General features: G+C 55.3%; 15 protein-coding genes. 7 read left to right on the forward strand and 8 right to left on the reverse strand.

Annotation, left to right across the window (positions count from 1 at the left end; genetic code table 11):
• Positions 1-30 precede the first annotated feature (30 nt).
• The 8 genes from A4E19_09505 to A4E19_09540 all read right to left on the reverse strand — a co-directional run bounded on the left by A4E19_09505 (position 31) and on the right by A4E19_09540 (position 7,527).
• Positions 31-1,152 carry a hydrogenase formation protein HypD gene (locus A4E19_09505; GenBank protein OQW30536.1) on the reverse strand — a complete coding sequence of 374 codons (1,122 nt, stop codon included), beginning with the start codon at positions 1,150-1,152 and terminating at the stop codon, positions 31-33.
• Positions 1,149-1,433, reverse strand: a complete 285-nt coding sequence (locus tag A4E19_09510) for a hypothetical protein (GenBank protein OQW30537.1) — start codon at positions 1,431-1,433, stop codon at positions 1,149-1,151. The genes A4E19_09505 and A4E19_09510 overlap by 4 nt, the downstream gene beginning before the upstream one ends.
• Entirely contained in the window at positions 1,424-3,715 is a 2,292-nt protein-coding gene (locus A4E19_09515) for a hypothetical protein (protein OQW30601.1), read from the reverse strand. The genes A4E19_09510 and A4E19_09515 overlap by 10 nt, the downstream gene beginning before the upstream one ends.
• A gap of 51 nt (positions 3,716-3,766) precedes the next feature.
• Positions 3,767-4,135 (reverse strand): hypothetical protein, encoded by a 369-nt coding sequence (locus A4E19_09520; protein ID OQW30538.1) that lies wholly within the window; start codon positions 4,133-4,135, stop codon positions 3,767-3,769.
• Positions 4,132-4,311, reverse strand: coding sequence for a hypothetical protein (locus A4E19_09525; GenBank protein OQW30539.1), 180 nt, complete (start codon positions 4,309-4,311; stop codon positions 4,132-4,134). Before A4E19_09525 ends, A4E19_09520 begins: the two co-directional genes overlap by 4 nt.
• 147 nt (positions 4,312-4,458) lie before the next feature.
• Positions 4,459-5,049, reverse strand: coding sequence for a hypothetical protein (locus A4E19_09530; protein ID OQW30540.1), 591 nt, complete (start codon positions 5,047-5,049; stop codon positions 4,459-4,461).
• Between the two features lie 354 nt (positions 5,050-5,403).
• A complete protein-coding gene (locus A4E19_09535) occupies positions 5,404-6,105 on the reverse strand; it encodes a DNA-binding response regulator (GenBank protein ID OQW30541.1) in 702 nt (233 codons plus the stop codon).
• 15 nt (positions 6,106-6,120) lie between these two features.
• A complete protein-coding gene (locus A4E19_09540) occupies positions 6,121-7,527 on the reverse strand; it encodes a hypothetical protein (GenBank protein ID OQW30542.1) in 1,407 nt (468 codons plus the stop codon).
• Between the two features lie 243 nt (positions 7,528-7,770).
• Here A4E19_09540 and A4E19_09545 point away from each other — a divergent pair, with 243 nt between their 5' ends.
• The 7 genes from A4E19_09545 to A4E19_09575 all read left to right on the forward strand — a co-directional run bounded on the left by A4E19_09545 (position 7,771) and on the right by A4E19_09575 (position 13,314).
• Positions 7,771-8,094 (forward strand): hypothetical protein, encoded by a 324-nt coding sequence (locus A4E19_09545; protein OQW30543.1) that lies wholly within the window; start codon positions 7,771-7,773, stop codon positions 8,092-8,094.
• 106 nt (positions 8,095-8,200) lie between these two features.
• A complete protein-coding gene (locus A4E19_09550; GenBank protein OQW30544.1) occupies positions 8,201-8,395 on the forward strand; it encodes a hypothetical protein in 195 nt (64 codons plus the stop codon).
• Positions 8,396-8,423: 28 nt separating this feature from the next.
• Positions 8,424-9,176, forward strand: coding sequence for a carbonic anhydrase (locus A4E19_09555; GenBank protein ID OQW30545.1), 753 nt, complete (start codon positions 8,424-8,426; stop codon positions 9,174-9,176).
• Between the two features lie 90 nt (positions 9,177-9,266).
• Positions 9,267-9,818, forward strand: coding sequence for a hypothetical protein (locus A4E19_09560; GenBank protein OQW30546.1), 552 nt, complete (start codon positions 9,267-9,269; stop codon positions 9,816-9,818).
• A 195-nt stretch (positions 9,819-10,013) separates the two neighbouring features.
• Positions 10,014-10,859: a hypothetical protein gene (locus A4E19_09565; GenBank protein OQW30547.1), complete on the forward strand. Its 846-nt coding sequence runs from the start codon at positions 10,014-10,016 to the stop codon at positions 10,857-10,859.
• Positions 10,860-11,458: 599 nt separating this feature from the next.
• Entirely contained in the window at positions 11,459-12,670 is a 1,212-nt protein-coding gene (locus A4E19_09570) for a sodium-dependent bicarbonate transport family permease (protein OQW30548.1), read from the forward strand.
• A gap of 323 nt (positions 12,671-12,993) precedes the next feature.
• Positions 12,994-13,314 (forward strand): hypothetical protein, encoded by a 321-nt coding sequence (locus A4E19_09575; GenBank protein OQW30549.1) that lies wholly within the window; start codon positions 12,994-12,996, stop codon positions 13,312-13,314.
• The last annotated feature ends 425 nt before the right edge of the window (positions 13,315-13,739 follow it).

Genomic DNA, 13,739 nt, shown 5'->3' on the forward strand with positions numbered 1-13,739 from the left:
CGGCGAGTCCTCCGTGCGACCGGCTCTTCTTCAGTTCGTCTCGGTGGTTCCGGCACCGACCGTTACCAAGTGCCGGCCATAGTTGTAATAGGCCGCGCAGGCCCCTTCGGCCGAGACCATCGTCGCCCCGAGCGGAGTGTGCGGTGTACAGGCCTTGCCGAAGGCCTCACAGTCCCCTGGCTTCTTCCATCCCTTGAGAATTTCTCCACTGATGCAGACGGACGGTTCCTGCGTGTCGATCTGCTCCACGTGGAACCGCTGCGTCGCATCGAACGACGCGAAGCCGTTCGTGAGTCGATAGCCGCTGTGCGGGATCGCGCCGACGCCGCGCCATTTCTGATCACAGATCTCGAACACGGCCTCGACCAGTTCCTGCATGAATGTGTTGCCAAGCTGGGAGACTACGCGGGCATATTGGTTTTCAACCTCTGCCCGTCCGCTTTCCAATTGCCGAACGGCCATCAATACGCCCTCTAAGATGTCCATCGGCTCGAATCCTGTGATGACGATGGGAACCTTATAGTGTCGGCTGATGGCTTCGTATTCGTGGTAGCCCATCACGGTGCAGACATGGCCTGGACCGAGGAAGGCCTGCACGCGATTTTCCGGGGATTCCAGAATGGCGGTCATGGCCGGAGGCACGAGCACATGGGACACCAGGACCGACAAATTCTCCAAACCTAGGCGGTTGGCATGCCAGACTGCCATCGCATTGGCCGGTGCCGTCGTTTCGAACCCGATCGCGAAAAACACGATCTGCTTATCGGGATGGTTCTGCGCGATCGGCAGACAATCGAGCGGTGAATAGACGGTGCGTACATCGGCTCCATGGGATTTGATACGGAAGAGATCCACACGTGAGCCCGGCACCCGCAACATGTCGCCAAAGGTGCAGAAGATGACGTCGGGACGGGCCGCGATCGCATGAGCCTTATCGATCATCTCCAGCGAGGTGACACAGACCGGGCAGCCGGGCCCATGCACGAGTTCGATCGACTTCGGCAGAAGGTAATCGATGCCGTGCTTGACGATCGAGTGGGTCTGTCCCCCGCAGACTTCCATGATGGTCCAGTCTTTCGTCGCCAGCCTGGTGATCTCCCGCACGATCTTCTCGGCAACCTGCTTGTCCCGAAACTCATCGACATATTTCATGATGTCCCTCGCTGATCAAATGCGGTGACCGGCTCGGACCCGCTGAACGCCCCGTCCATTTCACCCAAGGATTCGAGTAGCGCCAAGGTTTTCGAGGCCTCATCCTCATCGATCGTCGCCAGCGCGAACCCGACGTGGATCAAAGCGTATTGGCCGACGGTAGCGGTAGGGACGTATTGCAGACAGGCCTTTCGGATCGTCCCGCCGAAGTCGAGTTTGCCCATCAGTAATCCGTCTTCTTCGTAGATATCGACGATTTTTCCTGGAACCGCTAGGCACATGGCAGCCATTCCTTTCTCCTCCCCTTTTCCAACACTGCGGCGGCTACCGCCACTTGTCCGAGCGCGAGCCCTCCGTCGTTCGGCGGAACCTTATGATGTGTCAGAACCTTGAATCCGTCGGCCGAAAGCCGTTCGACGGTCTCGGTGAGCAGGCGCACGTTCTGGAAACAGCCTCCGCTCAGCGCGACGTCACGGAGCCCTGTCGTCCGGCGGATACGGCGGCAGGTCTGGTGGATGAGCGCCGCCATCGTGCTATGGAAGCGGCTGGCGATCACAGGAGCAGGCGTGTGGATCACGAGGTCGTCCACCACGCCCCTGATGATCCCACGCGTCCCGGCGATAAACCCGTTCCCTTGATCGTGGAAGCAGATGGGATAGAGATCCTTCTCGGTTCTCTCCTCTGCCAGCAGCTCCAATTCGATCGCCGCTTGCGCGTCATACTGGACCTCGTCTCGCACTCCCACTAAGGATGCGATACCGTCGAACAAGCGGCCGGCGCTGGAGGTGAGCGGCGTATTGATCTGTTTGGCGATCATCCACTTGACCACCGGCGATACCCGGTCCTTCATGCGATGAAGGAACGGGAGGTCGAGCCGGGCCATCGCATCCCCGTAGGCGTGATAGAGACATGCGGCAGCCATGCGCCATGGCTGGTGGATGGCCTGTTCTCCGCCAGGGAGCGGTAGTTCGCCCAGATAGGCCAATCGGTCGAAGCGGTGATACTCCGTGAGCAAGAACTCCCCGCCCCAGATGTGCCCGTCCGTCCCATAGCCGGTTCCATCGAACGCCACGCCAATAACCGGACCGTCGTGACTGTTTTCCGCCATGCAGGCGGCGATATGCGCATGGTGATGCTGTACCGGGATCTGCGGCAGCCCTCTCAACGAGCGGGCATACTGTGTCGACAGATAGCCGGGATGGAGATCATGAGCGACGGCCTCGGGATCGACGCTGAAGAGATTTTTTAAATGCTCCACGCCGGCTTGGAACGACTTATAGGTCCGGTAGTCGTCGAGGTCGCCGATGTGGTGACTGAGGAAGGCGTAGCGACCTCTTGCCAGTGAGAAGGCATTCTTCATCTGGCCGCCGCAAGCGAGCAGCGGAACCGGGACGGGTTGTTTCAGGGAAATGGGGAGTGGGGCATAGCCTCGCGAACGGCGCACGAACTGCTCTGTTCCTTTGACGACTCGAATGACGGAATCGTCACAGCGCATGTGAATGGGACGATTGTGAACCAGGAAATAATCGGCGATGCTGGACAGATGCTCGATGGCCTCCTGATCCTTGTAGGCAATCGGCTCGTCGGTAAGATTTCCGCTCGTCATCACCAACGGACTACGCAAGGCTTGCATGAGCAGATGGTGTAGCGGCGTGTAGGGAAGCATCACACCGAGGTATCTATGGCCTGGAGCCACAGCTTCAGTTCCGTAGCAGTCGTCTCGTTTCTGCAGTAGGACGATCGGACGGGCCGTAGACGTCAGCACTTGTGCTTCATGTGCACTGATCCAGCACAGTCGGTTGGCTGCCTCAAGTGATGGCACCATCACGGCCAGAGGCTTGGCTTCGCGATGTTTCCGTTTCCGCAACTCCATCACGATGTCGTTGCGCTGCGCATCACAGGCGAGGTGGTAGCCACCAAGTCCCTTGATGGCGAAAATCAGACCGGCTTTCAGGCAGATCGCGGTAAAGGCTACTGGATCATTGATGGGGACAACGGTTCCAGATGAATCGGTCACCTGGAGCTGAGGACCACAGACGGGGCAGGCCGTCGGTTGGGCGTGGAATCGGCGATCCAGAGGATTGTCGTATTCTGACTTGCAGGCGGGACACATCGTGAATCCGGCCATCGTGATCCGTTCCCGGTCGTATGGCACATCGGTGACGATCGTGAAGCGCGGCCCGCAATTTGTGCAGTTCAGAAACGGATAGCCGTAGCGGCGGTCTCTCGGATTCGTGAGTTCACTAAGGCAATCCTGGCACATTGCCGTATCCGGGGCGATAAATACGGCTGCTTCCTCATGGACCACGCTACGTTCAATGGAGAATCCACGATATCCCGCAATGGGGGCAGATCCGACTTCGATCTGTTCGATGCTGGAGAGCGGCGGCGCTTCTTTGACGAGTTGATTGACAAATTGGTCCAGGATGAGAGGATCTCCTTCAACGTCGATCACCGCTCCCTTGGAGTCATTCCGAACAATACCCTTGAGTCCTAATCGAGACGCCAGCCCATAGACATAGGGGCGGAATCCCACTCCCTGTACGATTCCTTGGACGGTGATCGTGTGGTGGACATCGTGACCCACAGGCCCTCCTTGGCCGGTAGGATCGTTTCAAGAAGGATCTAATGGAAATGTCCTTGCCAGCTTATCCTTGAGCATCTCCACGTCGATCGGCTTTCGTATCCACCCTTTAACACCTTGTGCCATCGACTCCGAAAAACTTTCCTGATCCGAGGTCTCGGACATCATGATGACGGGAATGCCCGGGTGCCGTGTTCTCATTTCTCGGAGCACTGCCATGCCATTCATCCCAGGCATGTTCAGGTCCAGTAAGACGAGATCGAGTCGCGAGCGTCCCGCTTCCAGTGCCATGGTGGCGAGTGCCGAACAGCCATCCGTGAAGGCGAGGGCTTCATGACCGAGGACACGAACCAGCTCGCTCAGGACGTTACAGATCGATCGATCATCGTCGATGATCATGATGCGTCGCTCCATGTACGGCCCTCCGTTCCAGTGAAGGGAAGGGTTGCCGTTCTTGCCGTGTAGATGAACGCCTCGCGGCGCAGATGAATGTCTCCGCGGCGACTGAGCACGTCGATTGCCAGAAACACCTGAGACCAACTGAGTTCGGGTAATTCATCACACAGCTCTTCCACTGTGAAGCTCCGTTCCTCTTGGAGTTTCTCAAGAATGACTCGTTCCGTGTCCGTCGGGCTTTGAACAGATATTCGGCAAGACAGATTGTTGTGCCATCTCTCAGTCCTTCCCGCACATGTCCGTCCTTGGAGGACATGTTGACAGCCTTAATGATTCCCGATACCAGCTGAGGAAGACTTGCTGGGGTCAATCGCCTCAGTGACGGGCGATTCAATCTTATACTCTGGGTATCCGTGAACCTTCGGAAGACGTCCTGCTCCTAATGACTCAATTATTGGATCGGCTTCCAATTTCTGCGCTGATTCTCGATCGTGGTATCGAGCAGCCTCCTCCAATGCCATATCCTTTTGATTCGCCTGTTGGCCCGTGTCATGCGTCAGCGACTGTTCCGTGACGGGATCCTTCATGGGTGCCATCGGATGACCTGGATGCTTGGGGAGCAAGGCAGGATTCGCCGTTGCGAGGGACATGCCGACTATGATGCCGCTACATGCGATGCCTATGGTCAGTGTCCATTTGGTCATGGCTGTCTCCTTGAGGCTTTCTGAAGGAAGACATATGAATTGCTCCAGCTCTTTCTTACATACCTGTCGGCAATCTCGCTCGATTTGGTTTCCTCGCTGGAGGTTGCCCTTGACGTCGATTCGCCAAGATGACCGGATCAACCATCTCTCCACAGTGAAGACAGTTCCACGCCCGAATCGGTTGTGTGTTCCGTGTATCTCCCCAATCTCCATAGCTTACCGAGTACATCAATCCGCGACAGCGCGGGCAGTGAGAAGGAGGAAACATGACCGCTTCATCTTCGCCCCGCGACCGAGAGACCCCGTTGCCCATGCTTGCCTCTTTCTCAACTTTTCATGGTTGGCTCTCTGTCATGGAGGCGGTTTGTTCTGTAGTTGCTCTTTCATGAGGCTTCTGTATAACCCTGAGTTGCCTGAAGACAGGTTACCCTTAGCCTGGATAAGGATTCGATACCTGGGTAAGCTCGTTCACATCAGGAAGGCGTAAAGATTAATCGATTGAATCGTTCGGATCAGGCAGATAGAGAACGTTGGACGGATAAATCGCAAGGGCACCTGGCTCCAGAATTAAGAATCCAAGTCGGTGCAAAAACGGTAGCCGACACCGGGATCTGTTCGAATGAACTGCGGACGGGTTGGATCTTTCTCGAGTTTCTTTCTGAGTTGACCGACGAACACTCGGAGATACTGCGATTGTTCCGCGTAGGCAGGCCCCCACACTTCTTGTAGCAGCATCCGATGCGTGAGGACCTTGCCCTCGTGCTCAATCATGTACTTCAAGAGGTCGTACTCCGTGGGCGTGAGTTTGACCGAGAGGCCGTCGAGCGAAACTTCACGGCGATCGAAGTTCACCGAAAGATTCCCGGCCACAAAAACAGGCTGCGCGCTGTGCGCACCTGCCGCACGCCGCAACAATGAATGTATACGGGCCAACAACTCCTCCATTCCGAAGGGCTTGGTGATGTAGTCGTCCGCTCCCCCTTCGAGTGCGTCGACTTTATGCCGTTCTTCGCCGAGCACCGACAACACGATGATCGGCACCGGGGAGGATTCACGGATCCGACGAACCACGTCGACGCCGTTCATCCCCGGCATCAGCACATCAACGATCATGAGATCGGGATGACGGTTATAAAAAGAGCTGATCGCAAGCGGGCCCGAGTCTACGGTCTCCACCGCATAGCCTTTGCTTTCCAGGCTTATCTGGAGTGATCGACGGATCTGCGGCTCGTCATCAACGACCAGGATTCTCGCTCCTTGAGCCTTCATCGCTTCCTCCACGTGTTACGCATGCGCCACCGCCTGTGCCGAGATCGGCATGGTCTTGATCAACGGCAATCGAAATGAGATCGTCGTCGCTTCTCCCGGAACAGAATGAGCGACGATCGAGCCGCCATGCGTTTCAATGATGCTCTTGCAGATCGCCAATCCAAGGCCAAGGCCGGGAGTCGCTGCCGAACGCCCTGAACGCACTCGGTAGAATCGCTCAAATATTCGAACCACTTCATCAGAATGCAGACCTTCCCCAGCGTTCGAGACGCCGACTTTCAGACTGTCTCCCGTCAAAGAAGCGGTGAGTCTTATCGGAGAACCGGGAAATGAAAATTTGATGGCATTGTCGAGCAGGTTCACGAGGACTTGTTGGATTTGTAGTCCATCGATGAAGAGAGGGGGAAGGTTCTGCGCGAGCTGGACCTCCAACGGGTGTTGTGTGCTGATTCTCTTCACTCGACGAATGGCTCCTTCTACCAGTTCATCCATGATGTGCCACTCTTTCTTCGGGGTGAGCACCCCTGCTTCGATGCGGGACATGTCGAGAAGATTGCCGATCAGCCGATCCAAGTAATCAATCTCTCGGTCAATACTCCGAATTAATTCCTTGCGAACTCCTTCAGTATGAACCGCAGCGTCATCCTGGAGGCTGTACAGCATTGTCTTAATGGCCGTCAAAGGCGTCCGCAGATCGTGCGAGACGGAGGAGATCAAGGCTGACTTGAGGGCATCGCTCTGACGCAAGGCGTCCAAGGTAGCCTTTTGACTTGCCAGCAAGGCCTTCTCGGTCTGCAGAAAACGCCAGGTGAGGATCGAAGCAATCGCAATGACGAGCAGAGCAGCCACAACTTCCCGCCAAATGAGTTGCTCGAGGCGTTTTGATGAATGCTGGGTCAAGAGGATAACCGCGTCATTGGCAGTCTCGACCAGCTTAGCATTGTGAACGAGCAGCGCATCACGCGCGTGCTTCTGCTGGGCGGGGCTCATCGGTGTCCGCAGAAAACGATCTGATTCGACCACGAAAGACTCCAGCAGGCGCTCCTGCTCGATGAATCGAGCCCGAATGTCATCGGTTGGCGCGTGCGGAACGGAAACCTCTGTGTCCAAGTCAAAGTAGGGGGAGATGGGGCCGCCGTGAATGAGCGACGTCAGGCGTTCACGTAACGCTGTACGCGTGCGAGCATACTGAGTGTCGACTCCTTGGGCAAACAAGATCACCTCTTCCATATGACGCTCCAGTAGCATCCGTTGTCGCCCTGCTGTGTCGATCATGACAGCATCAGACTCACGACTCTGGCTGATGGAGAGGGTAAGAGGGACGATCGAGAGCACAGCGATGATGAGTAGACCAAGAATACCGGCGATCGTCCACGTGACACTTGGCGGTTTTGTATTCCGATCATGGGGACTGCCGCCCATAGCAGCCTCCGTTCTTCTGCAATCATACCAACTATTGAGAAGACGGCTCTAGAGTCTTCCCCTCAATGTTATTAGACGAAAAGGTAACCATAATCTCTGTTCTCAGAATGTGGCCAGAATCATGTCACATTTAGTTTTTGGATGGATGAAGACCATAATTATCTATTTGTAATGGTATAGATGACTCTTATAGAGACTTCTCAAGTGCGTACATCGTTCATTCGAAACCATAAGGAGGACACCATGAATAGTGTAGGTCTATCGAAAGCAGGAGTTCTATCCGTTATCGCTGCGGCGGTACTGCTTGCGGTCCCGAACGGATTTGCCGCCGACGCTTCCGCTAAAAGCGGCGGCGTGGAACTCAAGCCCAAAACCATTATGCAAGAGAAGGTGAACGTAAAGGATTTGGATGAGGAGGTCTCGCATTTGGAAGTCGTGGATTCGAAAGGCAACGCGTACCTCCTGATTCCGCTCAAAACGACCGGAGGAAACAAACCGGTCGTGGCGGAAGACGGAAAGATCATCGTGGAGTATGTGCACCCCTATTCTGGGCGACTCGGTAATTAAGCAAGGTCAACGAGGAGGGACATAAACGTCCCTCCTCGCATCTCAGGCAGTGGAGCGGGCACGGCAATATGTCAAGACATCACCTTTCATGAGGGAAAGAAGAGCCATGAAGCGCGAAAACGGTAAGGATCGCAAGACAAAAGTCAACGGATCGACACCAGACAATGAGGTCCTGTCGATTCAAAAACGGATCGCCCTGCGTGCATACGAACTGTATCTCCAACGTGGCGGAATGGACGGCCACGCAGAGGATGATTGGTTGCAAGCAGAGCGGGAAATACTGCTGAATCAGGTACGGTGAACTCACGATCGATCATGGACTCTTGGGCATGGAGCACCACGGGTACGATCATCGAAAGGAAGGGACGACCATGACATCTAGAAGGCAGTTCTTGGCCGCCACCGCCGTCTTGGGCGCCGCAGGCCTCGACCTTTTCAGCACGGCTCGCGTACTGGCCTCATCCAAAGAAGATCGTGACCGATTAACTCCGATTAACGTCATCAACATGATGAAGGACGGCAATGAGCGGTTCCGAAGGGGACTGCGCGTCAATCGCGATTTTCTGCGGGAACAGCGGGAGCGAGCCGCCGGGCAGTATCCGGTCGCCGTGATCTTGAGCTGCATAGACTCCCGCGCTCCCGCCGAGCTTATTATGGATTTGGGCATCGGGGATGTCTTCAACGCTCGAGTCGCCGGCAATGTCGCGAATCCCGATATTCTCGGCAGCCTAGAGTTCGCCTGCCACGTAGCCGGAGCGAAGGTCGCGCTCGTACTCGGTCACTCGTCGTGCGGCGCGGTCGTCGGGGCGATCGACGGCGTCGAGCTGGGCCAGCTCACGGGCCTCCTCGGTCGCATTAAACCCGCGGTGGCTGAAACCTCATACGACGGACCTCGCCGGTCAAGCGATGTCGCGTTCGTGGAGCGAGTCGCGCGTGCAAACGTCGAGCGAACAATCGGCGTCATACGTAAGGAGAGCGCAATTCTGCGCGAACTCGAACACAAAGGAGCTATTGCGATCGCCGGAGCGATGTACGATCTCCGAACCGCAACCGTCTCATTCTTGCCCCCCCACGAGGGGTAGAGATGAGACGAGGAACCGGCATATTCGGTGTACGCTGATGCCGGAAAACTGGACGGCAACAGAACCTCTTGATGAGAGAGGAGGTGTGCAATGGTGAGAACATGTGCTTATCTGCTGATGGTGTTTTGGTTGTCCGCACCGACGGTGGCTTCAGCAGGGAGACTCCCATACTCCGGCAACCCCTGGACCGCCCCTGACACAGTCAATGTCAGTAGGATTGAGGCCAACTCATTGATCCACAAGATGGTCGAACGCTATCGGTGCGAAGACTCCGAAATGAACGCGAACGCACCGAAATCATTCATCCTCAAAGTGCAGCAGCGCCCGGACCTCGGAGGTAAAGGGATTTACAGCTACAGCAGTGACGAGCTGCTCAGTGGAACCTGGGGAGGAAAATTGACGGGTGAACGTGAAGCTCGGGACCGTTCCAGTGACAGGGACACGAAATCCTATAGTGATTTTCTAGGTCCATCATTCGATATTCCCGATAGCGTCGACGGCCACTCTGGTGCGGTCGACCCGTGGTGGGGTCGTCGGTCGTCAGCAGATCCGATGGTCCAGGACCTGAGCCATATGGATGGTGGTGGCTTTTCTTCACCGGGTCATGCCGGTGGCTCTGCCCCCGGCTATCATGGAAGGTAAAGAGATGCTGGTGCGCCCCATCCTGACCGTTGAGGCGCTCGGCTGCGGCTATGACCTATTCACGCATATGAAAGGTAGCAGAGCAAAGACGAATTTGACCTCGATGAGTCCTATGATCGGTTCAATGAGTCGGACTTGTCAAAGGAATTGAGCCGGGAACCCTTAGAGCGATAGCGCTTTCCTGAGGAGGAACACATGAAACGACCCGCTCGGAACATAGCAGAAATCGTATTCGCGGTCGGACTGTTACTGATGGGGACCGCGTGTGTGGCGATTGAAGCGGGGCATGAAGGTGTGCTGGTCGAACAGCCGTTTATTTTTGGTCATGGAGGAGTTGATCCGGTTCCTAGCAAGACGGGGCGCGTCTGGGTTGTGCCGACAACCAAAGCGATCCATGTCGATGTCAGGCCGATCCAGTACTCTGAGCATTTCGACATTATCTCCGCTGAGAACGCCCCGGTGTCATTTGACGCTTTCCTCATTGCCAACGTCGTCGAGGGTCGGTCTCCCGATCTCATCGCCAAGTATGGCCCGAATTGGTATCAGAACAACGTGAAAGAAGCCTTCCGGACCTTTGTGCGGGAAGAAGTACAAAAGTATCCGCTGTTCCAGTTGACGACTGATCCGACTACGCGTAACAAACTGCAGGATGCCATTGCGCGTGAAGTACAAACCAAGTTGGTCGACAAGCAAAACATTCCGATCCGGCTGAACCGCATCGTGGTCGGCAGCATTATGCCACCGAAAGGGGTGGTGCAGCAGACGACTGAGACCATCGTGCAGGAACAGCGGAAGATTACGATGGCGGAATTCCAAAAGGCGGAAGAAGCGCGCGAAAAAGCAGAACGGCAGCGCGGCATCGCAGACCGGGCCTATCGGGAGTCGCTGGGACTATCAGCGACGGAGTTCGTGGATCTGCGCCGCATCGAAGTGCAAAAGGAGATCGTCCAGCATGCTCCTTCGGCTCTGACGGTCATCATGGGCCTCGAACGCACCGCTATCAACATGCCCAATATGCCCCCGTTAGGAGGAGATAAATAGACCTCGACGACTGGGCCGAATAGGACGGCTGATGGTGTCTTCATGGGTATGATCACAAGGCGAGCCTATGCTCCTGTATTTGAACCGTGACCGCTAAGAGGCAAATGACTCACATGGCGTCACCAACACCAATTCATCTGCCTCTGAACTCAGGATAAGAACGTCACCCGGCTTCGGGATATTTGCCGGACCAATGATCGGAAACGAGAACTTGATTCATATGGACTGATGATCCCTTCGCCTAGTTTTGAGTCGTTTTGTATTGCTTTTTGTTTATAAGGTCTGCGTCTATTCTTCGTTTTCGGGACAACTCGAACAGATGTGCATTGATTCGCAGTGATTACTGCGGGTGCTGCAGCACATGACAACGTGCGAGGCGTGCGCCAACGCACTCCAATCTTCGCACGAAGCGAATCTCTGCACAATCGCTCCTCCTCATAGAAGCCGTACGGTCATAACTTCCAATAAATCTGCCCCGATATTCCTGCTCACAGATTGGAACACGATTTGCTCTAGGACAGGATCACGAATCCCATCGTTGTGGTGGGTTTCCACTTCACTAATGAAAAAATGTTGCCTCATCACATTGGGAGGCATCCGTGCTCGAGCAATTCTTTGATAACTTCTTGCACAATCTCTTCAAGCCATTGCTGCTGTTTTTTTATCTGGGATTTCTGGTACCGCTCCTGAAAGTGCCCTTTGAGTTTCCTTACGCCATTTATAAAGGTCTGATCATTTATCTGTTGATTTCGATTGGCTGGCATGGAGGCGAAGAGCTGGCGTCCCTTTCGGCGGGGGATCTGGGTCGCGCCAGTGGATTCATGGTTGTGGGGTTTCTGGCCAATCTTGTGATCGGTGTCGTGGCGTATGTCGTGCTTCGCCGGACGAATATCCGTCAAATTGACGCGGCGGCTGTGGCCGGCTATTACGGTTCCGATTCGGCGGGAACGTTTGTTACCTGTCTGGGCGTCCTGACTGCCTCCAACATCGCCTTCGCAGCTTATATGCCGGTCCTGCTCGCCGTCATGGAAATCCCGGGCTGTCTGGTCGCCCTGGCGCTCGTGGCCCGCATGCGGGCAACCGGTTTGATGGATGCGTTAGGGAATATGCCGGGCGAGCCCGGATATGATCCTTCTGCGAGGCGCTTGGATGGGAACGGCCAAATCGACGAGCTTGACGAGCTCGACGAAACCAAAAAATCCGCACGAGCGACAGGACCTAGCTCTGCCCGGGCGGTGGAGCCGTCGAGATTGCAAGACAACGTCAAAGCTCCCGGTATCTTCAGCAAGGGAGTGCTCCACGAAGTCTTCTTGAACTCGGGCCTCTACTTATTGTTCGGCGGCATCGTCATCGGCTTCGTGTCCGGCCTGCAGGGTGCGAAAGTAACCGGCGCCAATGATCAATTGTTTGTTCAGTTGTTCCCGGCCGTCCTATGCCTCTTCCTTATCGAGATGGGCATGACGGCATGCAAGCGGCTCCAAGACGTGCGGACCGCAGGCTGGAAATTCGTTCTATTCGGATTGATGGCTCCCAATGTCTTCGCCGTATTCGGCATCCTGGCCGCGCACGGGTACAGTTTGTTTCTTGGGCATCCGTTTGAAATCGGCACCTACGCTCTTTTCGCCGTTCTCTGCGGGTCGGCCTCGTATATTGCCGTTCCTGCGATTCAACGACTCGCCATTCCGGAAGCGAGTCCAACCCTTGGACTGGCCGCCTCGCTTGGCCTAACCTTTTCTTACAACGTCACGATCGGCATACCGTTGTACATCCTCATCGCCACGGTCATGTCCACGACGATGCCCGTGAGATAGTCGAAGGACGCTACTTTTGCAACGTCTCTATCGCTGCCATCTCTGCGAGGCGGTAGGGAGCGCACATGTTCTGTAGACCTAGTCCGGCCTTTCCAGATCAACGATGACACAAGCCTCACTGAGGGATTGCAGATCTACTCGCGCCCGTTTCATGAACGAACTTTGACTCGTATAGTGGTTAGTAGCCAGAGAACTGTCCGGCTATGATATACATTGCATTTTTAAATGTATTACGACTTTATTATCTATTTGTAGATGTATAGTACATCTTATACAGTTCATTAGACGCACATGTCGTTCAATCAAACCATAAGGAGAGGACCATGAACGTAGCAGATATGTCGAAAGTTGGACTTCTATCCATTATCACTATGGCGTTCTTGCCCACAGGACCGACCGGGTTCGCGTCCGACCAGCCTGGGAAAATCGGCATGGAACTCAAGCCTAAGGCTGCCATGGCAGGGAAGCTGAACGTGGAGGATGTGGACGAAGAGGTGTCGCACTTGGAGGTAGTCGATTCGAAAGGCAACGCCTATCTCCTTATCCCGCTCAGAACGGCTGGAGTTAATAAGCCGGTTGTCGGTGAAGATAGAAAGGTCATTGTGGAGTATGTGCACCCCTATACGGGACGATTGGGTAATTGACCAACGTCGTCCAGGCGGAACGGAAGGCGTTCCGCCATGTATCTCAAGCAATCACGTCGCACGGAAAGAGGTCGAGTAAATCAATAAGGGAGCGGCGCATGAAAGGGGCGAGCCGAAGAGTGACGAGCCGAAGAGTGATAAGCCGGAAGGGAACGGAGTGGTACTAGAAGACGATGACCAGTTCGATCTAGACGGAATCGCCCTGCGCACATACGAGCTGTACCTCCAACGTGGTGACGTGGATGGGCATGCCGAGGATGATTGGCTGCAAGCGGGAGCAAGAGATCCTCTGAGAAGCGCGTGACTGAACGGCGGCTGCGTCGGCTCACCTGTATGGAGATCGGGTCAGCCACCGTAGCTTCCCGTTCATCAGAGCTCTTGAGAACCTCTCTGCAGCAGGGAGCGAACGATACGGCTCTTTCATA

It is taken from the genome of Nitrospira sp. SG-bin1 (genome assembly GCA_002083365.1).
Lineage (GTDB): Bacteria > Nitrospirota > Nitrospiria > Nitrospirales > Nitrospiraceae > Nitrospira_D.